Origin of the sequence: Mycobacterium sp. TY814, assembly GCF_030755175.1 — a bacterium.
In the GTDB taxonomy this organism is placed as follows: Bacteria; Actinomycetota; Actinomycetes; order Mycobacteriales; family Mycobacteriaceae; genus Mycobacterium.
Map to the genome: position 1 here is coordinate 3,062,941 of NZ_JAUFRY010000001.1, position 22,562 is coordinate 3,085,502.

Consider the following 22,562-nt stretch of genomic DNA (forward strand, 5'->3'; position numbering starts at 1 on the left):
GTTGGACTTCGCGGGCTACTCCGAGTCCTCGGATTCCGGCGCCGGTTGCACCGCGCCGACCGCCTTGTTCAGCCAATGCGGCGCCAGCACCGAGATCGCTGTCGTTCCCGCCGTGGCGCCGATGACGCCCGACCAGGCCACCGGTCCCAGTGGTGTGCAACCGAAGAACTGACTCAGCACCGGCGTCTGGATGATGCCGACCAGCACGCCGGCGCTGCCCAGCGCCGTCGCCACCACCAGCGGGCTGTGGCTTCGGGTCATCAGGGTCTGCGTCAGCTGCGAGGTCACCAGTGCGGTCAAACCCATTGTCGCGGTTCGCCTCTCGCTGCCCGGCGTCCAGCGACCGATGGCCCAGGCGGTTGTCGCGCCGGCAGCGGTAATGACCCCGCGGTTGACGATCTGGCGCATCAGCGGCTCGTCGAGGGACGGGGCCGGCTGGGTCAGCAGTTGGCGCTGCAGCGCCCAGCGGGCCTCCTCGATCTGCTCCGCGGTGAGTTCCTCGTCGTCTTCGGGGTCGTCGTACTGGGACGTGACGGCGACAGCCAGGGCGGGGAACATGTCGGTGAGCAGGTTCACCAGCAACAGCTGCCGGGTCCCCACCGGTGCCCGGCCCTGCCCGAACGCGGTCCCCAGGATGGTGAACAACACCTCGCCGACGTTGCCGCCAACCAGAATGGTGACCGCATCGCGAACGCCGGCCCACATGTTGCGGCCCTCCACGAGCGCGTCGATCAGCACGCCCAGGTCGTCGTCGGTGAGCACGATGTCGGCCGCTCCCCGGGCGGCCGAGGAACCGCGACCGCTGACCCCGATCCCGACGTCGGCCATCCGGATGGCGGCGGCGTCGTTGGCGCCGTCGCCGACCATGGCGGTCACCCGGCCGGCGCGTTGCAGCGCCGCGACGATCTGCACCTTCTGCTCGGGGCTGACCCGCGCGAACACCTGGACGTCGGACGCCAGTTTGGTGTGCCCCTCGGCGTCGATGCTGGCGAACTCGGCGCCGGTCACCACCCGAACGTCCTCGGGCAGGCCCAGCTGACGGGCGATCGCACGTGCGGTGATGGGGTGGTCACCGGTGATCAGCACCACGTTGCGCTCGGCTTCCACCAGCGCCTCGATCAGCGGGCGGGCCGACGGTCGGGCGGTGTCGGCCAGTCCGACGTAACCGATCAGCTCCAGGTCGTGCGCGGCGGCGTCGACGGCGTCGGAATCGGTGTCGCCGTCGGTGGTGGGGAGTTCCCAGGGGCGCCGCGCGACCGCGAGCACCCGCAAACCCTGGGCGGCGAGGCTGTCCACCAGCGCCTCGGACTCGGGGGCGACGGATCGGCAGCGCGGCAGGATGGTCTCCGGCGCGCCCTTGAGCATCAGCACGGGCGCCGCGTCGTCGGGCTCCGAACCGATGGAGGCGGCGTAGCCGCGGCTGGATTCGAAGGGCACCTCCGCGAGGATGGTCCACGGCGAATCACCCTCGCCATCAAGGGAACTCGCGGCCGTGATGATCGCCTCGTCGGTGGCGTGCGCGTGTCCCTCGCCGTCGTGCGGCTGCGTCGAGGCACGCGCGGCGGCACGCAGCACCGCGACGGCCTGCGGGTCGTCAGCCTCCGGGAACGGCCCGTCGGGGCCGATGCCCGTCGGTACCGAACGCACCACGCGCAGCCGGTTCTCGGTGAGGGTGCCGGTCTTGTCGAAACAGACGGTGTCCACCCGGCCCAGAGCCTCGATGGCGCGAGGAGACCGCACCAGGACGCCGCGTGTCGTCAGGCGCTGAGCGGCGGCGAGCTGCGACAGGGTCGCCACCAGCGGCAGACCTTCCGGGACCGCGGCGACCGCGATGGCGACGCCGTCGGCTACCGCCTGCCGCAACGATGTGCGGCGCAACAACGACAATCCGGTCACCGTCGCGCCGCCGGCCAGGGTAAGCGGCAGCACCTTACTGGTCAGCTCCCGCAGCCGGGCCTGCACGCCGGCCGAGGTCTCGATGTCGGCCACCGCCGAGATCGCGCGTTGCGCCGCGGTGCCGACGCCGGTTGCGACGACGATCGCCCGCGCGCGTCCCGCGACGATCGTGCTGCCCTCGAACAGCATGCTCGCTCGTTCGGGGTCGTTGACGGCGACCGGATCCACCTGCTTGTCGACGGGCAGCGACTCCCCGGTGAGGAAGGACTCGTCGACTTCCAGGTCGTCGGCAACGAGAATCCTGGCGTCGGCCGGTACCACCTCGGGGGCGGCCAGGTCGATGACGTCTCCGGGCCGAAGCTTCTTGGCGGACACGGTTGCGGTGCGGGTGGCGTGCTGGGCGGCCTCCAGCCGACGCCGGGTGGTCGCCACCGCGGGCACCACGACGCGGCGCACCAGCTGATCCTGCTCGGCGAAGAGTTCCGCGGCCGCCGCCTCGGCCCGAAGCCGTTGCACGCCGCCGGTTATCGCGTTGACCGCCATGACTCCCGCGACCAGCAGCGCATCGACATTGCTGCCTACGATGGCCGATGCCGCCGCACCCACCGCCAGGATCGGAGTCAGCGGATCGCGCAACTCCACACGGGTGGCGGCCGCCAGCCTTCCCAGGGTCTGAGCCGGGCCGCGCAACGGAGCCACCACCGGTTCGTAGGACAAGTCGTCGAGCCGCCGGCGCCAGGTCGGGGTGTCGGACTCGATCGCCAGCGGACGCGACCCGCCGGCGAGGCGCGAGTAGACGATTTCGGGGTCCAGCGCGTGCCAGGCCGTCAACGGCTGCGGCGTGGGGTCGGGCAGCCGCAATACCCGCGCGGCCGACAGCACCCCGCCCAGCAGTGCCGTGGCCGCCGCGGCATTGACCGGATTGAGCCAGCGCCGGAAGGACGCCGGATTGCTGGTTCTGCCGTCCTCACCGGTGACCAGCAACAGCCCCGCCAGCGTGGTGCCGCCCTGGGCCAGGTGCACGGCGGATTCACTGGCGGCACGGGCCACCGGCAGTGCGGACAGGATCCGTACCGCGGCGGCCAGGTCGGTTCCGGTGATGATGTCGGCGGTCCACGGCGTGGCCGCGCGCGGGTCGTCCAGGGCGACTCCGACGTCGGCGATGGCCAGTGCGGCCAGCGTGTCGGTGGAAGCGAAATCGCGGTGCAGCGCGGTGATCAGCAGTACCGGTCCACGGTCGGCCCGCAACTCGCGGACCAGCTTGAGCAGCGGCGTGCCGGGGGGATGGGTGGAGCCGACACTGGCGGAAAGGTCTTCGGTGCCGGCCACGTGGCGCAGCACCACCCGGGCGCCGGTGCGGTGGGCGGTCTGCATCAGCGGTATTGCGAAGGGGTCGACTTCCCACCCCACGTCCACGCTGCCCACCCGGTCGCCGTCGTTGATCAGTTCCGCGTGCTCGAGCCCCTGCGCAGGCGTGGCCGACGGTCCTTGCGACCGAATCCATTTCAGCCGCGCACCGATGGCGGGCAGTTCGTCGGGGTCGGGTTCGGGTGCCTCCTCGCCGTGCAGCAACGCGTCGGCGACCTCGTAGACGCGGTCGTCGTCCCAGCCCGGCTCGTCGCCCTGGGCGCGCAGAACCGCGCGGTGGTCGCCGCGCAGCGCGGCGCCGTCGATGACCACCACTTGCACCCGGTCCAGGCGGCGTAGCGCACCCGGATCGAGCAGCAGCAGCCCGGCGTTGGCCAGGCCGCGGCCCAGGGTGGTCGCGAACGCCTCGCGACCGACGTGCGCGGCCTTGGGCACTCCGGCCAGGATTGCCTCGGCCGCCTCGGCGGCGCCGCCGCCGGCGAACAGTGCGCCCGCCGCGGCGATCACCGAGCCGCTCGCGGCCTGGTCTACGTAGTTCTCGATCGGGCCTTTCATGGAGCCCTTGCCGGTGTCGATCGCGGCGTCGATGGCACCGTCCACCACGACGTGCGAGGCTTCACCCGCGGCGGCGGCGGCCCAGTTGTGCCGGGGGGTGTGCTCGTCCGCGGCTGACGAGAGGATGGGAACCACCGGCGCCTGCGGCCGGGCGGGCGAGGCGAGTTCGGGTTCCCGTTCCCGCCAACGCTGCCGGTGCGCCGCGGCTTCGGACAACTGCAGCCCGCGTTGCGTGAGATTCAGCAGCGGGGTACCGACCGACTGGCTCAGTCCGTACGCAAGCGCCGTCGAACCGCTGAGGGCGATGTCGGTTCCGACGCGGCCCAGCCGGGACTCCAGCACGGCCACCACTCGCGGCTGATAGTTCATCAGCGCGGCAGCGGCCCGCGCGCTGCGCGGTGCCACGGGCAACCGGGTGAACCAGCCGGTGACGGCGGCGCCGACCGCGACGGCATCCATCGCCGCGGCCGTCAGTGGCACCAGAATCGCCAGCGGATTGCCCGGGTCCGCGAACGGTGCGGAATGTGGTGTGGGGCCGGCTTCGGCGGCGGTGAGGTCGGCGGCCACCGCCGCCGCCGTCTCGCGCACCTCGTCAAGGACGTCGTCGGCGTCGGCGTCCGGGGCGATTTCGATGACCAACCGGCCCAGGGCGCCTTCGACGTGGGCCTTGTCCACCCCGGCGATCCGGCGGACCGGCTCCTCGATCACCGGAGCGTATTCGTGCCAGCGGGGGAAAGGCAGCAGCGGATCGAGGTCCAGATGGACCCGTCTGCCGCTGTGCCAGCGCACCGGAGGCGTGACGGGTTCCGGGGCTCCGTTGACCGCGCTCCCGAGGCCGATCGCGCGGCCGGTGTTGCTGGCAACCGCCTGCACCACCGGCCCCACCAGGTCTGTTACCGGGCTCGTCAGATTCTGGACCGCTTCAACTGCACCCGCCGCCCCGTTGACCCCTGCCTGTAGCGCCTGAACTGCTCCACCGGTGAGAGTGCCGACAAGGTCGGCCACACCCGGTATCTTCATCCGTCACCCTTCGATCACGCCTATCGCGCCAATCCTCCCGGCGCCTCGAGGACCTGTCCACACGGCCCGGCGCAAAGCCGCTGGTTTACCGGGTGAGCGGCAAGCCAAACGCGGCGAACAGCGTCGGATCGAGGAAGACGGTCATCGCTGCGATCCCGGGTGTCCCAGCCCGGGAATCGCAGGTGAGGACCTGGATGGAATGGGCTGCCATGATGTTATCGGCGTTACGCCGGTATTCGGCGACCGCGGGCTGTGCGTTGGCGTGCGTCGGCATCATCACCAGATCGCCCGGAGCCCCCAAGGCACGGCGGGCCAGGAAGGCCACCACGTCATCGCGGCCGGTAAACCACTCCGGCATCGGCGGCATCTCGAGCCGGATGTCGTCGTGCAGCACCGAGGTCAGGGCGGCGATGTCGGCGTGCCGACGCCCGATCCGATAATCCCAACGATCAACGGCCACCGCGGAGTTGAATTGTGCAATAAGGAAATTGCGCGGTGGCCCCGGAGTGGCCACGCGTAGAAACAGGGGACTCGGGAAATCCGCCCTACAAATATCGGTGATTAGCCCGGCCGACGTGGTACCCGGCCGGGAACGACTTCTCGATGACCTGGAGATGGTGGTCCACCCTGGACTCCAGCTCAAGGACTACGCAGCCGTCGCCGACCGCCTTGGATTCGAGAACGATGTACCGCTGGCCGCCGTCGGTGATCGGGTCACCTGAATGCAAATTCTCGACGGGCACCAATTCGGGGGTTCCGTGTGACTCCACATTTGTCACAGTAGGTCAACTAGGCAGGCGAGGAAATAGCATCAAGAGCCGGGCGGACCGTCCGGTTCGAGGTGCACTTCCGGCGGCAGCGGCAGCGGGGTGGGGGGCAATCCGCCCCCGAAAGATGCCTGGCGCACGCCGACGACAAGCGTCAATACGTACGTAGGCGGGGTGTCAGGCGGAAAGCCCAGCACCCTCACGTCCTGGGGAATCGGGTCGGGCCGCAGGCAGATGGTCGCCAGCCCTCTGCCCGCCCAGTAATCGTCCTCGGGTCCCGGCAGCAGCCGGTAGTCGAAAATGGTGATGGTCGAACTGCCGATCACCCGCTTCTCGAACGGGATGTAGACACCCGGCAACTCGTAGGGATTTGCTGATTCCCGATAGCGGTTCTGGTTGGGGACGGTCCGCTGACCCTCCAGCTGGACGGCCACCCGTTGATGTCTGGGCGGACCGTCCGGGTACCAGGAACCGCTGATCTCGGCCCAGTCCCAGCCTGGACTGGGCTGACAATCGGGCTCGCCATAAGGAATCCAGTGGATGGGATCGCTGGGCAGCTGCACTTCCAGCAGGGCGCCCTTGGGGATGAGCTGGGGAACCCAGGTGCGGTTCCACCAACTCAGATTGTCCCGATGCTGTTGGTTGAAGCTGTACCGCCCTTGGTTCTCCATGGGTTGCTGAGACGGCTCAGCGGTGGCAACGCCGATAGCCGACAACGCCGCCAGGGTGAGCACGACAAACAGTGGACGGCGCATCGTCACTCCATGTCGTGGTGTTCGTGGTGTTCGTGCTGTCCAGGCGGGTCGATCTTCAGCAGGCCCATCATTCCTCGGTCCTCGTGCGGCAGGATGTGACAGTGGTAGACGGTCGTGCCCGTCACGTCCGGGCGGAAGTACATCCGCAGCGTGTAGCGGCCGAACGGCGGTAGGCGGAAGGTGTCCCACCACACGTCCGGCTCGGTCTGCCAACTCGTGTCGCCGTCCGGGATCCCGTGGATGTCGACGACCTGAAACGGGTTGACATGAATATGAATTGGGTGCTGGAAGACGTCTTCATTGATGAGCGTCCACTCTTCGATCGTGCCGGCCTCCACCTCGGCGTCGACCCGGTGGTGATCGAACTCCTGGCCGTCGATGAGGAATTGCACTCCCATTCCGGTCCGGCCGGTGATGTCCCCGGAGAAGACCATGGTGCGGCGCCGGGTCACCGGGAGGTTCGGCATCCGCGGCGGTTCGACCAGAGTCGTGGGCATGCGGCTGGTGGTCGAGGCGCCGCGTACCACCAGCGTGCCCAACGGCATTGACGGGCGGGGGCCGCCGGGGTGGCCCTGGTCGTAGGCCGCGGCGTAGACCCGGTAGCGGCCGGGCTCGCCGCCTTTGACGATAAACTCGGCCCGGTTGCCCGCGGCCAGCATGATGTTCTGTCGAGTTCTGGGCGCGGGATAAGGCGTTCCGTCCGTGCCGATCTGGTGCAGGGCGTGGCCTTCCACGTGCAACCAGATCGACCGGTGCGGGCACGCATTGAGCACTCGCCAGCGCTGCGCCTCGCCCGGTTTGATGCTGATATCCGGCAGAATCTGGCCGTTGAGCGGAAAGTACATCGACGACGGCACCGCGGGGATCGATTCGAACGGTGCGTGACCCGCCATCGGAACCACCACGGCAAAAGGCACCTCGGCGCTGTCGTCGGCGATCCACATCTCGTTGATGACGATGGTGCGCTCCCGCATCTCGGCGATCTCCGGTATCGCGTCGATGTCGCCTTCGACGATGATCGGGCCGCACAGCCCGTTCCACAGCTGGTGCGCTGTCGCCGTGTGGAAGTGGGGGTGATACCAGTGCAGACCTGTCGGCTGGTTCGCCGGGATGTTGTAGCTGTACTGGTGGTCTTGCAGCGGGCCCAGTTGCAGGCCGACGTTGTCACCCGGATCTTCCGGAGACACCTGCAAACCGTGGGTGTGCAGGTTGGTGTCAATCAGCTCCTGGACGATCGTTTGTCTTCTCTCCCAACGATTCCAGAAATCGTGCATGCAGGCACGCCGGGTGTCGTACCGCGGATCGTTGGACTTCGACGCGCAATAGGGCACCATGAACGCGTTGTTGGTCGGAATGCCCACCGGGACGATGCGGTTCTTCAGCAGAATCCGGAGGTTGTCGCCTTGGCGTATACGCAAGATCGGTCCGGGGAATTGCCCGTTGTACGTCTCCAGCGTCACCTGACGGCCACCCAGCTCGACGGGATTGGTCACCACCTCCAGCGTGTAGTCCAGCACGCCGTTTTCGCTGCGAACAGCATCCAGATCGCGAAGTTCTTCAGCCCCGGCCCGTGCCGGAGCGGCACTTCGCATCAGGCCCGCGCCGGCGGTCGCCGCCGCCAGCGCCAGGAATGTTCTGCGGTCCACCGTGCTTTCGCGCAACCGGCGCCGGATCAGAGCAGAATCCATTATGAATCCTTGGTTCACTGAGGACGTCGCGCAGAGCGTAACCTACGGTGCCGGTGCAAAGAACCCTGAAATATTTTTCCGTGTTATCGGCTCGGTGAGGCGGGCCATCGCCGACCATTCTTTTGAAATATCGTTCGCGTCAATATGCAGCCTGGTGTAGGCGGTTGAGAAACCTCGAAGTGTGCCGAGAAGGCCTAGTCCACAACGCAGGTGGGGCGTAGAGTCTCCCGTCATGATCGGGCGCCGCGAATGGATCGCGATCGTTTGCGTGGTTTGCGCCGCGTTCAACTCACCACTGTTCCTCGCGGTGGCATCGGCCGACCCGCATAATCCGCACACCGTGACATATACCGTCAAGGTCGACGCGCCCATTTCCGGTGCGCGGGTAATTTACATGGTCAACGACACCTATACGGCGACCGCTCCGCTGAGCGCTACCGGTCGCGAATTCACCACCAACACGATGCTCGCCGATTCGGCCAAAGCGGGCATGCAGGTGAGCATTCCGCCACCGTTTTCCGGAAATGTGCACTGCGAGATCAACGTAGACGGTCAGACCGCAACATTGGTCGATCAATTCGTGGCATCTTCGGTGGGTAATGGCGACGGGGATCCGAATTCCTATGGCGTTTTGGGCTGCGGCGCCTCCCCGCTTCCGGTGCCGCTCTGGTGGGCAAAGCTGTGCGACGCTTGGTGGTGTACCGACACTTCCTATCCGTCCGACGCTCGTGACCGGGCTCGCGTCGATGCGACCCGGGACTCCGACCCTGACCGCAGTCCCAGCTACCCGCGCCGCTAGACCGATTCAACGCTGAGCCCGTCTTCTCTGTAATCCGTTGCGGTACAACGGCAATACCTACCCCGCCGATTTCTCGGCGGGCAGTGGCTAAGGTGGGTAGGCGATGGAAACACACGAGACGCGGTCGCCGGCCGAAGCGCCGACCTGCTACCGGCACCCCGGCCGCCAGACGTATGTCCACTGCACCCGGTGCGAGCGGCCGATCTGTGGTGACTGCATGCGCAGCGCCGCCGTCGGCCATCAGTGTGTGGAGTGCGTGCAGGCCGGCGCCCGGACCATCAGGCCGGAGCGGACACGCTTCGGCGGTCGGGAACGCTCCGGTATGCCGGTCATCACCATCGCGCTGATCGCCGTCAACGTGCTGGCGTTCGTCGCCGAGATGGCGATCCCGGACGTGCAACGGCAATTCGCGCTGTGGCCGCCCGCGGTCGCCGACGGCCAGTACTACCGCCTGGTGACGTCGGCGTTCCTGCACTACGGACCCACCCATCTGCTGCTGAACATGTGGGCGCTGTACGTCGTGGGGCCGCCACTGGAAATGTGGCTGGGCAGACTGCGATTCGGCGGACTGTATGCGTTGAGCGGCCTCGGCGGTTCGGTGCTGGTCTATCTGTTGTCCCCGCTCAATACGGCGACGGCGGGCGCGTCGGGGGCGGTGTTCGGCCTGTTCGCCGCGACATTCGTGGTGGCCAAGCGGCTCACCCTCGACGTCCGCTGGGTGGTCGCGGTGATCGTGTTCAACCTCGTCTTCACGTTCGTGGTGCCCCTGGTGAGCTCGCAGCAGATCAGCTGGCAGGGACACGTGGGCGGATTGGTCGCGGGTGCGGTGGTTTCGGCGGCATACGTCTATGCGCCCCGGCAGCGACGGGATCTCATCCAGGCGGCGGCGACGGTCGCGATGGTGGTTCTCTTCGGGGTGTTGGTGTGGTGGCGCACGGCGTCGCTCCTTGCCCAGTTCACCTGACGGGGGAGTCGGCATGACCTGGTGGATCGCTCGCGCGGAACGAACATTGACCGAACAGGTGCCCGCACCGCCTGATCAGGTTCGCGACTACTACGTCGACCTGGACAACATCAGGCTGGTGCACCCGCTGATCGTGTCGGTCGAGCTGTTGTCCCGTACCGAGACGCCGGACGGCTACCGGGTGAGCTATGAAGTGGTGGACCGGATTCCGCTGGGGCCGGTCGCGATGAAGGTGACCTACCGGGCCCGGCTCTACGTCCCGGTCAGCGGCGACGTACAGACCGAAGCCGACCAGTCGCCCGGCGTGCGGCTGCGCGCGACGGTGGGTTTCGAGCCGATCGACGGCGGCACCAGGGTCACCGAACGGATCCGGTTCGCCGCGCCCCGGCCGCTGGCCGCGTTCACCGTCCGCGAGGCCGTCAAGGCACACGCCAAGATGCTCTACGGCATCCGGCATCACTTCGAAATGCGTTGATGCCGTTCAGGTTTTCCACTCGGAGTTCAACGCCCGCTCGGAAAGGTACCTGGTGGCGCTCCACCCGCCGTCGACGACGATGGTCTGGCCGTTGATGAAGGCACCACCGGGCGAGCAGAGGAACGCCACCGTGCCGGCGACGTCGTCGACGGTGCCCAGCCGCTGGTGCGGTGTCATCTCGACGTTGATCCGCCGGAACCGCTCGTCAGCCAGCCGGTGTTCGGTCATGGCCGTCTGAATGACGCCGGGAGCCACTGCGTTGCAGCGTATTCCCTGCGCCCCGTACTGGCAGGCGATGTGCGTGGTCATCGCGGTGAGCCCGCCCTTGGCCGCCGAGTAGGCCCCGCCGCGCATGCCGCCCACCACCGCGAACGTCGACGTGATGTTGACGATCCCCGAGCCGGGCCGCAGCTGCGGCAGCACCTCACGCACCAACCGGAACGGCGCGCGCAGCATCAAAGCCAGGAAATGGTCCAGGGATTCGTCATCGGTCTCGTGCAGAGGCTGGGGGCTGCCGATCCCGGCGGCGTTGACCAGGAAATCGACGCGGCCCCACTGGGAGATGGCGGCATCGACGATCCGGCGAGGTGCGTCGTCGTCGACGAGGTCGACCGCCACGGTAGCCACCCGTTCGGGGTCGCCGATCGCCGCTGCCAATTGGGCCAGTTTCGCCTCGTCCCGTCCCGTCCCCAACACGGCCATTCCCGACTCGGCAAGCTTTGCCGCGCAACCGAATCCGATGCCTCCGGTGGCGCCCGTCACGATCGCTACCTGCATGTCAGTGCTCCGCCTCCGTCAGCGCCGCCTTGATCTGATGCTTGAGCACCTTCCCCGCGTCGTTCTTCGGCAAGTCGTCCCAGATGACCACTTGCTCGGGAGCTTTGAAGCGCGCGACGCCGGACGCCCCCAGAAAATCCGACAGGCTCGCCACATCCGGTCCCGGCGCAGCCCGCGGAACGACGACGGCGCACGCGCGCTCGCCGGTGCGTTCGTCGGGTAGCCCGACGATGGCGACCTCGGCGATGCCGGGATGGCCGGCCAGGACGTCCTCGACTTCCTTCGGCGAAATATTCTCGCCGTTTCGGATGATGATGTCCTTCGCGCGGCCGGTGACCACGAGGTATTCGTCGTCCACCCAGTGCGCCAGATCACCGGTGCGAAAGTAGCCGTCGGCGTCGAAGGATTCGTCTTCGTCCTCCGGATGCAGGTAGCCCACCAGCATCTGCGGCCCCCGCACGCGGATCTCCCCGTCCACCAATATCACGTCGGCAATGCCGGGCCGCCCGTCGGTGCCGGCCGCGTGGTCGCGATTGCCCGGCGAACCGACCGTGGTCACCGGAACCTCCGTCGACCCGTACACCCGGGTGACGACGGCAGAGTCGAAATATGCTGCGGCCTTGCTGATCAAGGTCGGCGACACGGACGCCCCACCGCAGATGAAGACCTTGAGGTCGGGCAACCGGGTAGGCACCTTTTCGGCCGCCGAGAGCAGTTGATCGAGGAATGGTGTCGCGCCGGCCATATGGGTGCAACGTTCCGCGACCATGAGCCGCACCGCCTCGTCGGCGTCCCAGCGTTCGATCAGCACAGCGGTGACACCCAGCAGCAGCGGGGCCTCGAAGGCGTAGATCGAGCCGCCGATATGCGCGATCGGTGAGGCCACCAGGAACACGTCCCCCGGCTCCACCAGCCAGTGCCCGCCGATCTGGCGGAGCAGCGCATGGATCGAATTATGGCTGTGCAGAACCCCTTTCGGTCGACCGGTGGTTCCCGAGGTGTACAGGATCATGCGTACGGCGTCGGGATCGGGCGCGGGCAGCGGCATGGGGGGCGAAACCAGTGAGTCGAACGGGATCTGACCCGCTTCGCAATCTCCACGCACCACAACGACATCCGGCGGTGACGTCAGCTCCGCTGTCACCCTGTGCAGCATCGCCGCGAAGTCATGGCGCCCGAATGCCGACGGAATGAACACCATCCGGCTGCCCGCGTCTTCGAGGATGAAGCGGAGTTCACGGTCCCGCAAAGACGGCAGGATCGGGTTGGCCACCATGCCCGCGAGCGTGCTGGCCAGGTAGATCACCGCGGCCTCATGCCAGTTGGGCAGCATGAACGACACCACGCTGCCCGGCGGAACCCGCGACCGCAGGACGTGTGCGAGCGCCGTGGCCCGCCGGTGGAGGTCCGCACACGTCAGACGGTGCTCGCCGTCGACCAGTGCTACCCGCTCGGGTGTGCGCGCGGCGGCCTCCCGCAGGGCGTCCGCCACTGTGCCGTCGATCCAGAGTCCCTGCGCGTACGCCGCCGCGGCCCGCTCATCGTCCCAACGGAGCCACCGCCCGTCGATCAGTTTCCTAACCACGGACACGCCGCATTGTCATCGAATGACGGAATCGCGACGCCGGGTGCGTGTTGATGGTCACCTGGGCCACCCGATCATCCGAAGCGCGGTAGGTGCGCTGAACCTGTAACGCGGGAGTGCCCGGCTCGGCGTCCAGGTCGGTCGCGAGGTCGGCGGACAGCAGCACTGCGCTGATCTCCTGGTGCACCTCAACGATGCTGAGCCCGAACAGGTCCTCGATCAAGGGAAAGATCGGCCCTTCGTGGCGCTGCAGCAGGCGGCCGACCGCCGCGAACTCCCGGTTGATGTAGTACTCCGTGCGACACAGCGTCGACTCGACGGCCTGGCGCGCCCCGCGAACCGACAGCCATTGCTCGCCGACGGCCAGGCCGGTGCGCGCGGCCAGGTCGTCATCGATGCTGACCATCGCGACGGACTCGATGGCGAACCGGGTACCGGACGCGAAATCGAGCAGGTCGTTGATCGACATGACATGCTGCACGTAGGAATCCGCGGATGGCCGTGGCACGACGAGCGTTCCGGTACGCGGCCGGGATGACACCAGGTTGTCGTCACGCAGCCTGCGCAGCGCCTCCCTGACCGTGTAGCGACTGACCGCGAACCGCTCGCACAGTTCGTGCTCGGTCGGGAGTTGGGAGCCGACGGGATAAACCCCGTCCACGATCTCCTTGCGCAACGTGCGTGCCACCTGGAGGTAGCGATGGTCGGCCAGCTTCGCGTCAGACATTGTGGCCCTTCATCTTTCCCGGCGCAGCGCCAGCACGCTGCCCTCGGCGTCAGCGGAAACGTACAGCGTGCCGTCAGGTCCGGCGGCGATGCCGGCGAACGGTCCCTGCGGTCCGGAGAATGGTGGCATCCCGCGCAGCGGCTTGGGCACGACACCCGGAGGCGCGCCGACCGGCAGGTCCGCCGCGACGGTGACCCGGGTCCCGTCGTCCAGGTCGACGGCGACGAGTTCCTTTGCCGCGGCGTCGACCACGAATACCTGCCGATCGAGAACGACCAGCCCCTGTGGCCGTTGCAGTCCCTCGATCACCGGCCGGGTGTCACCGAGCCTGACTACTCGCCCCGCCCCGGCCTCGGACACCAGGCAGGACCCCTCGGGAGTGACGGCCACGCCGACGGGTTCGTGCAGACCCGCGGCCAGCACCTCCACCTCACCCGAGCGGATCCCCACCACCCGGCCCGCGCCGAGCTCGGCCGCCACGATCCCGCCGTCGGCGGTGACGTCGACACCATAAAGCTGGTCGAAACCCTGTGCCAGCACTTGGCTTTCGCTGCCCGTCGGCCGGTAGCGGGCGATCTCTCCGTTCGAGGTGGTGACGATGAACTCGCCGCATCCGGCGGCCGCCAGTCCGCGCAGAAATCCGGGGTAGCCCGGACTGAAGAGCATTCCGGCGGTGCGCAGCGTGCCGTCTGCGAGCAGCGTGTAGCAGTATGTCCCGTCGGCGATGTAGAGGTTGCCGTCGGCACCGAACGCCAGGTCCAATGGCCAGTTGAGCCCGCCGTCCAGCACCGTCCGGGTCTGGCCGTCCCGGAAAATCTCGGTGATCTCCCCGGTGAAATTCGAGACGAACAACCGGTCGTCGGCGAAGGTCAGGTTGTCCAGTCCTGGAGTGAGCTGCGCCAACATCTGCTGCCGCCCGGTGCGCGGGTCGATGCGCAGCACCTGGCCGCTGTGGACCTGCGTCGACACGAGGAAGCCCTCGGAGTCGAACTTGACCGCGTCGGGCACGCCGAGATCACCCGCCACCCGTTGTGGCTCAGCACCATCGGGGTCGATACGCCAGATCTCATTGGCTCCCATCACCGGGAAGTACAAGTACCCGTCCGGGCCCACCTCCATGGCGTTCGGTGACGGCACGTTCTCCAGTAGCACCGTGGGGGCGCCGCCGCTCCGGTCGAGTTCCACCAGGCGACCCCCCGCGCGGCATTCGCCGATGAACACCCGGCCGTGGTGGACGGTGATGCCGTTGGCAGACGGCAGATCGTCGCGCAGCACCCGGGTGCGGCCCGCGGTGTCGCGGACGCTCACCCGTCCGTCCATCACCTCGGTCGCATAGAGGTTGCCGTCAGGGTCGAACGCCACGTCATCGGGGGCGATGATGTCGCCACCCTTGGCGCTCACGGTGTCGAGGTGACCGGTGCGCAGGTCGAGCGCGCTGATCTGGCTGCCGGTGACCTGCGCGATGTAGATCCGGCCATCGGGTCCGGTGCGCAAACCGTTCGCCCCGAACAGCCGGCTGGGCTCGGTGAGCCGCGTCAGGGTCCAGCCTGCGGCGAGAGTCGCAGGCCGTGCGGCGCTGTAACGAGCAGCGTTCACCGGTCGGACGATAGCAATCATTGCCTGGTCCAGACAATAGCGACCAGCGTGAACACGACCGGCCTTGACGGGCGGGCTGCTACGAGAGAATCATGCTCTCTAATGGATGCACGTCATTATCATGTCCGGACAATTGAATGAGCTCGGCGCTGCTGGGCCTTGCCGGGCGGGTCATCGTGGTGGCCGGAGCCGCGGGCGGCGGTATCGGCACCACGGTGACGCGCATGGTCGCGGAAGCCGGCGCGACCGTGGTCGCGGTCAGTCGTGGTCGCGACAATCTCGATCGACACATCACGCCGCTGGTGGACGAAGGATTGGCGGTGGTTCCGGTTGCCGCCGACGTGTCCACCGATGCCGGGGTGGCTGCGGTCATGGAGGCCGCCACCCGTGCCGACGGACAGCTCTATGGTCTGGTCAACGTCGCCGGTGGCGCGGATCCCTCGACGTGGATGCCGTCCACCCGGGTGACGCGCAGCGACTGGCGCGAGTTGTTCACACAGAACCTGGAGACGATGTTCTTCACGAGTCAGGCCGTGGCCGCAGAACTCAAGCGCCGCAGGCTCCCCGGCTCCATCGTGTCGATTTCCTCGATCAGCGGGATGAACACCGCGCCCTTCCACATCGCCTACGGCACCGCCAAGGCCGCGATAGTCGCCGCGACCCGGACCATGGCCGCCGAGTTGGCGTATGACGATGGCGGACAGGCCATCCGGGTCAACGCCGTCGCGCCCGGCGTCACTGCGACGCCGGCATCGCAGACCTACACCGACGACGATCCGCACCGGGACCGCCGTGCCATCGCCATGGGTCGGCGTGGCCGCCCCGGCGAGGTGGCCGGTGCCGTCCTGTTCCTGCTGTCGGATCTGTCCACCTATGTCACCGGGCAGACGCTGCTGGTCGACGGCGGCCTGAACCTCAAATGGGGACATCTGGGAGCGGACAACACCTCGCTGTTCCTCAAGGACGACTCCTTCCGTGACGCGATCAAGCGGTGGGACTAGCAGGAGGTGAGATGGACGACGAATTGACGGCCCCGGTCACGATCGGCGTCGAGGCCTACCTTTCCGAGGACTATGCGCGCGCGGAACGGGACAGGTTGTGGCGCAGGGTATGGCAGCAGGTGGGCAGGGTGGAGGATCTGCCCAAGGTGGGCAGCTACCTGACCTACGACATCCTTGACGACTCGATCCTGGTGGTGCGGACCGGTCCTGACACTTTCAAGGCGCACCACAATGTGTGCGTACACCGCGGCCGCCGCCTGGTGGACACCCCCGCCGGCGCCAAAAATGCGTGCGGGCAGAAGAAATCATTCGTCTGCGGCTTCCACGGCTGGACCTACGGCCAGGACGGCAGCTGCATCCACATCCCCGAACGGGCCGACTGGCAGGGCGCGCTGACCCCGGAGAACACCCACCTGGGCATGGTCCACGTGGACACCTGGGGCGGCTGGATCTGGATCAACATGGACCCCGCAGCCGAGCCGTTGCGCGACTACCTCGAGCCGGCCGCGACCATGCTGGATCCGTTCAATCTGCAGGACATGCGCTGCAAGTGGCGAAAGTGGCTGCATTTCCAGTGCAATTGGAAGGTCGCGATGGAGGCCTTCAACGAGACCTACCACGTCGCGACCACACATCCCCAGTTCAACAAGTTCGGCAACTTCCGCGGCTGGGCGGCCGCGCACGGCAGGCACAGCAACATCGGTTACGACGCACCGAAGGATCTGGCCGAGACCAAATCCAAGATCCGGCTCGGCACCGGGGCGGACCCCCGCGTGTCCACCGCCGAAATGCAGCTCTACACGCTCGAGGAGACCAATGCGACCACCACCAGGACCTTGGTGGACGCGGCACTGCGACTCGTCGACGAGTTGCCGCAGGACGCGCCGGCCGACCGGGTGCTCGATCATTGGCTCACCTCGGCCCGCAACGACGACGCTGCGCGCGGCGTGATCTGGCCGGCCATCGATCCCGAGCACCTGGCCAGCAGCGGCACAGCCTGGCAGATCTTCCCGAATTTTCAGATCGGCCAGGGCCTGACCACCGCGTTGTGCTACAGCGCGCGGCCGCACGGCTACGACCCCGACCAGTGCATCTTCGAAGCCTCCTGCTACGAGCTGTACCCCGAAGGCGAAGAGCCGCAGACCGAATGGGTGTACGCACCGCCGGATGACCCGAACTGGCGCAGTGTGCTGCCGCAGGACTTCTCCAACATGGCCGCGGTGCAGCAAGGGATGAAGTCGCTCGGTTTCCGCGGGCCGAAGCCCAACCCCTACATGGAACGCAGCACCGCAAACCTGCACCGCAACCTCGCGCAGTACATGGGGGCCGGCGCCCCGCAACCATTGGCAACAGAGACGGAGATACAACGATGAAGGTCAATCTCGGCTTCGGAGCGCACAACTCGCAGGACTGGGAGCGCGTGCTCGCCGAAGACTTCAGCCGGCCACCGGCCACCCCGGATTGGGAGTGCGTGCAGAGCACCCTGGCCATCGCCGATCTGGCCGAACCGCTCGGATTCGACGGCATCTGGATGCCGGAACACTGCGGGACGCCGTATGGCATGACGCCCAACCCCATTCAGGCGTTGAGCTACTTCGCCGGCCGTACCGAGCAGATCAGCCTGGGCACCTTCGTCGTGGTGGCGCCGTGGTGGCATCCGGTCCGCCTGGCGCATCAGATCGCCTATCTCGACCTCATCTCCAACGGCCGCTACGACACCATCGGGATCGGGCGTGGAGTGTCCAAGGGCGAGTTCGACGCCGTCGGCGTGCCGCGGGAGGAGAGCCGTCAGCGGTTCAACGAGACGTTGGACATCCTGCAACTGGCGCTCTCCGGTGAGCGGTTCTCCTATGAGGGAGAGATCTTCCGGGTACCGGAGATGTCGCTTCGGCCCGAGCCGCGCAGCACCGACCTGTTCTCCCGCATCTATAGCTCGTCCTCGACCGCGGAGTCACTGGAAATCCTGTCCCGGCGCGGCATGGTGCCGTTGTTCGTGGGAAACAAGCCCATCGAGGACGCCGGCCGGGAAGTGCAGCAGGTGAACATCTTCCGCAAGGAGGAGGGGCTGCCGCCGTGCCAGCCCAAGAACGTCATGTTCATGTACTGCGTCTCGGACGCCCGGAACGCCGCGAAATCGGAGGAATGGATCTGGACGGCCAACCGGGACGTGACGGTCCATTACGGCTTCGCCGACGCGTCGAACTTCAAGGGTGTCAAGGGATACGAGGCCTATGCGGCGCGGGAAGCCACCGCCACCGCGGTGCTGGCATCCTCGGTCACCACGGACGCCAAAGGTGCGCCGAAGACGCCGGGCTATCACGCCTCCAATCTGCTGATCGGCACGCCGGACGAGATCTATCACCGGATCGTCGCTGCCCAGGAGGCATGCTCGTTCGCCGAGCTGACCATCGTCCCGCAATTCGGCACCATGCCCTATGACGAGGCGATGGACAGCACTCGCTTGTTTGCCGAAGAGGTGCTGTCGGCCGTGCACGACATGGCGGCGCCACTGCATGCCGCGGCATTGCCGGAGAATGCGTTGGCATGACCGGCATTTCCGACTGCCCGCCGACCGCGACACCTGACGACATCGACCTGCCTGCGCTGCGTGAGAAGTACCGGCGGGAGCGCGAAAAACGGCTGCGCCCAGAAGGTTCCCGGCAGTACATCGAACTGGTGGACGACTTCGCCGGCTTCTACGAGATCGACCCGTACTCGCCCGATCTGGTCCGTGATCCGATCTCCGCCGACATCGACGTGGCGGTGCTCGGCGGGGGTTTCGGCGGCCTGCTGTGCGCCGCTCACCTGAAGAAGGCCGGTGTCGACGACGTCCGAATCATCGAACTGGGCGGCGACTTCGGTGGTGTGTGGTATTGGAACCGTTACCCCGGCCTGCAATGTGACAACGAATCGTATTGCTACGTACCGCTTCTGGAAGAGCTGAACTTCATACCGAGCAAGAAGTTCGCTGACGGCACCGAGATCTACGAGCATTGCCGGCGCATCGGGAAGCATTACGGGCTTTACGATTCCGCGCTGTTCTCCACTCAGGTGCGGACACTGCACTGGGATGACGACATTCAGCGCTGGCGGGTCGGCACCAATCGTGACGACGATATCCGGGCACGGTTCGTGGTGGTCGCCTCGGGGCCGTTTCACCGACCGAAACTGCCGGGTATCCCGGGGATCAAGGACTTTCGGGGACACAGTTTCCACTCGTCGCGCTGGGACTACGGCTATACCGGCGGGGATGCCACCGGCGGGCTGACCGGTCTGAGCGACAAGCGGGTCGCCGTCGTGGGCACCGGGGCCACCGCCGTGCAGATCGTGCCGTTCCTGGGCCGATACGCCCAGCATCTCTACGTGTTTCAGCGCACCCCCTCCTCGGTTGGGGTGCGCAACAATACGCCGACCGATCCGGAATGGGCGAGGTCGCTGCGGCCGGGCTGGCAGAAGGAACGTCAGCGCAACTTCCATGCCTGGACGTTCGAGGGAATGGCGCTGGGGCAGCCTGACCTCGTCTGCGACTTCTGGACCGAGCTCGGCCGCAACACGGCCGCCCGGGTGCTCGCCCTGCCGGATCCGGCGGCCATGACCCCCGAGCAGTTCATGGGCATCCGCGAGGAGGAAGACTACAAGCTGATGGAGCGGCTGCGCCGCCGGATCGAGGATATCGTCGACGACCCGGAGACCGCCGAGGCGCTCAAACCCTACTACCGCTTCCTGTGCAAACGGCCGTGCACCAACGACGACTATCTGCCTACCTTCAACCGTCCGAATGTCACCCTGGTCGATGTCTCCGGCACCAAGGGCGTCGAGCGGGCGACGCCAAACGGGTTGGTGGCAAACGGGATCGAATACGAGGTCGACTGCATCATCTATGCGAGTGGATTCGAGATCACCACCGAACTTCGGCGCCGCTACTCGATGGAGACGATCGAAGGCCGAAACGGGCTGTCGCTGTTCGACCACTGGCGGGATGGTTACCGGACGTTGCACGGCATGACCAGCCGCGGGTTTCCGAACCAGTTCTTCACCGGCTTCACCCAGGTCGGCATCTCGGCGAACATCGCCGCCAACTACGAACTGCAGGGCGAGCACATCGCCTACGTCATTGCGGAAGCCCTGGCGCGCGGCGCGACGACGGTGGAACCCAGTCAGCAGGCGCAGGACGCGTGGTGCCGAACCATCCGGGAGACCGCAATCGACAACAGCCAATTCGATTCGGAATGCACGCCCGGTTATTACAACAACGAAGGTGGCGGCACCGAGGGAATCCGCTCACACCTCGGAGAGCCGTACGGACCCGGCTTCTACGCCTTCGGCGACCTGCTCGCGCAGTGGCGCGCCGCGGGCGACCTGGACGGTCTCGAACTGCGATGACCGAACTGAGATTCGACGGCCGGGTCGCCGTGATCACCGGTGCTGGCAGAGGCCTCGGACGTGAATACGCCCTGATGCTGGCCGCCCGCGGCGCGAAGATCGTGGTGAACGACACCGGCGGCACGCTGACCGGTGACGGCACGAATGCCATACCGGCGCAGGAGGTTACGGCAGAGATCAGCGCGGCCGGCGGTACAGCGGTCAGCTGTGCCGAGTCGGTGACCACCCCGGCGGGCGGGCAGGCGATCATCCAAACGGCGCTCGATCACTTCGGGCGCGTCGACATCCTGATCCACAACGCAGGCAACGTCCGGCGCGGCTCGCTGAAGGAGCTGAGCTACGAGGACTTCGACGCCGTGCTCGACGTCCATCTGCGCGGCGCGTTTCATGTGGTGCGTCCCGCTTTCCCGCTGATGTGTGAAGCCGGCTATGGCCGTATCGTGCTGACCTCCTCGATCGGTGGTATGTACGGAAACCACGGCGTCGCCAATTACGCCGCCGCCAAAGCCGGCCTCATCGGTCTGTCCAATGTCGTGGCGCTCGAAGGCGCGGCGGAGGGCGTGCTGTGCAACGTCATCGTGCCGTCCGCGGTGACGAGAATGGCCGAAGGACTCGATATTTCGGCCTATCCGCCGATGGGGGCCGAGTTGGTGGCGCCCGTGGTGGGATTTCTCGCGCACGAGTCCTGCCCAATCAACGGTGAAGTGCTGATCGCCATCGCCGGCCGGGTGGCCCGCGCGGTGGCCGCCGAGACTCCGGGTGTGCAACGGTTGGCCTGGACCATCGAGGATGTCGCCGAACAGCTCTATGCCGTGCGGGATCTCAGCGCGCCGCTGGTCTTCTCGGTGGTTCCGAACGGTCACGCCGACCACATCCGGTACAGCTTCGAGTCAGCGGCGTGGGCGATCAAGGAGAATGCTCACCATGTCTGACTCCAAGTCGCCGAAGTCCGGGCCGCTGGCGGGCGTGCGCGTCGTCGACCTCACCGCGATGGTGATGGGCCCCTACTGCACCCAGATCATGGCCGACATGGGTGCCGACGTCATCAAGATCGAACCCCCGCAGGGTGATGACACCCGCTACGTCTCGGTAGGGCCGGCACCCGGGATGAGCGGCGTCTTCGTCAATGTCAATCGCGGCAAACGCGCCATCACCCTGGATCTGAAGTCCGACGCCGGCCGGACCGCCCTGCATGCGCTGATCGAACGCGCCGACGTGTTCATCCACTCGATGCGGGCCGCGGCGATCGGGCGGCTCGGACTGAGCTACGCCGAGGTCGCCGCCCTCAACAGCGCGATCGTCTACACCAACTGCTACGGCTACAGCCGGCGCGGGCCGAAACGGGACCTGCCGGCCTACGACGACACCATCCAGGCCGCCTGCGGGTTGCCGTCCGTGCAGCAGCAGCTGACCGGTGAAGCCAGTTATGTGGGGACGATCGTGGCCGACAAGGTCGCCGGCCTGACGGCGCTCTACGCGACGATGATGGCGCTCTTCCATCGGGAACGCACCGGTGAGGGTCAGGAGGTGGAGATCGGCATGTTCGAGGCCATGGCCTCGTTCATGCTGGTCGAGCATGCCAACGGCGCCATGTTTGATCCGCCACTGGGTCCCGCCGTCTACCCCCGCACGGTGGCGCCCAACCGCCGGCCGTACCGCACCAGTGACGGCTACCTGTCGGCCCTGATCTACAACGACAAGCACTGGGCCGCGTTCACCGATGCCGTGCAGCCCGCCTGGGTCAGCGAGGATTACGCCACGCTGGAGGGCCGCGCCGGCCGGATCGACGCGATCTACGCGTTGCTCGCCGAGACGTTCGCCCAGCGCACCACCGCGGAATGGCTGGACCTGCTCCGCGAGCTGGAGATACCGGCGTCAGCGCTGTCGTCTCCGGCCGAACTGTTCGATGACCCGCAGCTCGATGCGGTCGGGTTCTTCGAGACGGTGGACAGCCCACACGGCCCGGTACGGTTCCCGGGCGTGCCGACCTGGTTCTCCCGCACACCCGGCGGCGTCTCGGGTCCCGCGCCGGGTTTGGGGGCACACACCTCCGAGGTGCTCGGAGAACTGGGCCTGAACTGCATCGATGCCGGTGTCGACAGCGGAGCCGCCGGATCGGCATAGGACCGTGACATCGGCTACATTGATGGATCGTATGCACTGATGTATCTTTCGCTTAGCGGCCTTTTGGCTGGGCCAGACGAAA

The 22,562-nt window shown here is 67.0% G+C and carries 18 protein-coding genes; 9 read left to right on the top strand and 9 right to left on the bottom strand.

The genetic code is table 11. From position 1 onward, the window contains the following. Positions 1–15: 15 nt before the first annotated feature. The 5 genes from QXH22_RS13660 to QXH22_RS13680 all read right to left on the bottom strand — a co-directional run bounded on the left by QXH22_RS13660 (position 16) and on the right by QXH22_RS13680 (position 8,049). Positions 16–4,839 carry a cation-translocating P-type ATPase gene (locus QXH22_RS13660; protein ID WP_306275901.1) on the bottom strand — a complete coding sequence of 1,608 codons (4,824 nt, stop codon included), beginning with the start codon at positions 4,837–4,839 and terminating at the stop codon, positions 16–18. 85 nt (positions 4,840–4,924) lie between these two features. Beyond that, a complete protein-coding gene (locus QXH22_RS13665) occupies positions 4,925–5,299 on the bottom strand; it encodes a hypothetical protein (protein ID WP_306243451.1) in 375 nt (124 codons plus the stop codon). An 85-nt stretch (positions 5,300–5,384) separates the two neighbouring features. Then, positions 5,385–5,609, bottom strand: a complete 225-nt coding sequence (locus tag QXH22_RS13670; protein WP_055576021.1) for a hypothetical protein — start codon at positions 5,607–5,609, stop codon at positions 5,385–5,387. 41 nt (positions 5,610–5,650) lie between these two features. Next, the gene (locus tag QXH22_RS13675) at positions 5,651–6,361 is read right to left on the bottom strand and encodes a hypothetical protein (RefSeq protein ID WP_306243449.1); all 711 of its coding nucleotides are present in this window, start codon (positions 6,359–6,361) and stop codon (positions 5,651–5,653) included. A 2-nt stretch (positions 6,362–6,363) separates the two neighbouring features. Next, positions 6,364–8,049 (bottom strand): multicopper oxidase family protein, encoded by a 1,686-nt coding sequence (locus QXH22_RS13680; protein WP_306243448.1) that lies wholly within the window; start codon positions 8,047–8,049, stop codon positions 6,364–6,366. A 232-nt stretch (positions 8,050–8,281) separates the two neighbouring features. Here QXH22_RS13680 and QXH22_RS13685 point away from each other — a divergent pair, with 232 nt between their 5' ends. The 3 genes from QXH22_RS13685 (at position 8,282) to QXH22_RS13695 (ending at position 10,287) form a co-directional block, all read left to right on the top strand. Continuing rightward, entirely contained in the window at positions 8,282–8,848 is a 567-nt protein-coding gene (locus QXH22_RS13685) for a hypothetical protein (RefSeq protein ID WP_306243446.1), read from the top strand. A gap of 103 nt (positions 8,849–8,951) precedes the next feature. Beyond that, a complete protein-coding gene (locus QXH22_RS13690; RefSeq protein ID WP_306243444.1) occupies positions 8,952–9,812 on the top strand; it encodes a rhomboid family intramembrane serine protease in 861 nt (286 codons plus the stop codon). Positions 9,813–9,825: 13 nt separating this feature from the next. Then, positions 9,826–10,287: an SRPBCC family protein gene (locus QXH22_RS13695; RefSeq protein ID WP_306275903.1), complete on the top strand. Its 462-nt coding sequence runs from the start codon at positions 9,826–9,828 to the stop codon at positions 10,285–10,287. Between the two features lie 6 nt (positions 10,288–10,293). On the opposite strand, the gene QXH22_RS13700 is transcribed toward QXH22_RS13695, so the two are convergent. Genes QXH22_RS13700 through QXH22_RS13715 form a run of 4 tightly spaced genes read right to left on the bottom strand, consistent with a single transcriptional unit; the run spans position 10,294 to position 14,993 of the window. After that, positions 10,294–11,064, bottom strand: a complete 771-nt coding sequence (locus QXH22_RS13700; RefSeq protein ID WP_306275904.1) for an SDR family NAD(P)-dependent oxidoreductase — start codon at positions 11,062–11,064, stop codon at positions 10,294–10,296. Between the two features lies 1 nt (position 11,065). Further along, positions 11,066–12,649 carry an AMP-binding protein gene (locus QXH22_RS13705; RefSeq protein WP_306275905.1) on the bottom strand — a complete coding sequence of 528 codons (1,584 nt, stop codon included), beginning with the start codon at positions 12,647–12,649 and terminating at the stop codon, positions 11,066–11,068. Beyond that, a complete protein-coding gene (locus tag QXH22_RS13710; protein ID WP_306243436.1) occupies positions 12,642–13,376 on the bottom strand; it encodes a GntR family transcriptional regulator in 735 nt (244 codons plus the stop codon). Before QXH22_RS13710 ends, QXH22_RS13705 begins: the two co-directional genes overlap by 8 nt. Positions 13,377–13,385: 9 nt before the next feature. Further along, positions 13,386–14,993 (bottom strand): SMP-30/gluconolactonase/LRE family protein, encoded by a 1,608-nt coding sequence (locus tag QXH22_RS13715; RefSeq protein ID WP_306275907.1) that lies wholly within the window; start codon positions 14,991–14,993, stop codon positions 13,386–13,388. A gap of 116 nt (positions 14,994–15,109) precedes the next feature. Between QXH22_RS13715 and QXH22_RS13720 the strand changes: the two genes are divergently transcribed. The 6 genes from QXH22_RS13720 to QXH22_RS13745 are packed head-to-tail and all read left to right on the top strand — an operon-like array spanning position 15,110 to position 22,480. Next, on the top strand, positions 15,110–15,973 hold the full coding sequence (locus QXH22_RS13720) for an SDR family NAD(P)-dependent oxidoreductase (protein WP_306243431.1): 864 nt from the start codon (positions 15,110–15,112) through the stop codon (positions 15,971–15,973). A gap of 11 nt (positions 15,974–15,984) precedes the next feature. Further along, positions 15,985–17,346 carry an aromatic ring-hydroxylating dioxygenase subunit alpha gene (locus QXH22_RS13725; protein WP_306275908.1) on the top strand — a complete coding sequence of 454 codons (1,362 nt, stop codon included), beginning with the start codon at positions 15,985–15,987 and terminating at the stop codon, positions 17,344–17,346. After that, positions 17,343–18,521, top strand: a complete 1,179-nt coding sequence (locus QXH22_RS13730; RefSeq protein ID WP_306275909.1) for an LLM class flavin-dependent oxidoreductase — start codon at positions 17,343–17,345, stop codon at positions 18,519–18,521. Before QXH22_RS13725 ends, QXH22_RS13730 begins: the two co-directional genes overlap by 4 nt. Then, entirely contained in the window at positions 18,518–20,356 is a 1,839-nt protein-coding gene (locus QXH22_RS13735) for an NAD(P)/FAD-dependent oxidoreductase (RefSeq protein ID WP_306275910.1), read from the top strand. The genes QXH22_RS13730 and QXH22_RS13735 overlap by 4 nt, the downstream gene beginning before the upstream one ends. Beyond that, positions 20,353–21,288, top strand: a complete 936-nt coding sequence (locus QXH22_RS13740; RefSeq protein ID WP_306275911.1) for an SDR family NAD(P)-dependent oxidoreductase — start codon at positions 20,353–20,355, stop codon at positions 21,286–21,288. The genes QXH22_RS13735 and QXH22_RS13740 overlap by 4 nt, the downstream gene beginning before the upstream one ends. After that, positions 21,281–22,480: a CaiB/BaiF CoA-transferase family protein gene (locus QXH22_RS13745; RefSeq protein WP_306275912.1), complete on the top strand. Its 1,200-nt coding sequence runs from the start codon at positions 21,281–21,283 to the stop codon at positions 22,478–22,480. Before QXH22_RS13740 ends, QXH22_RS13745 begins: the two co-directional genes overlap by 8 nt. Positions 22,481–22,562 lie beyond the last annotated feature (82 nt).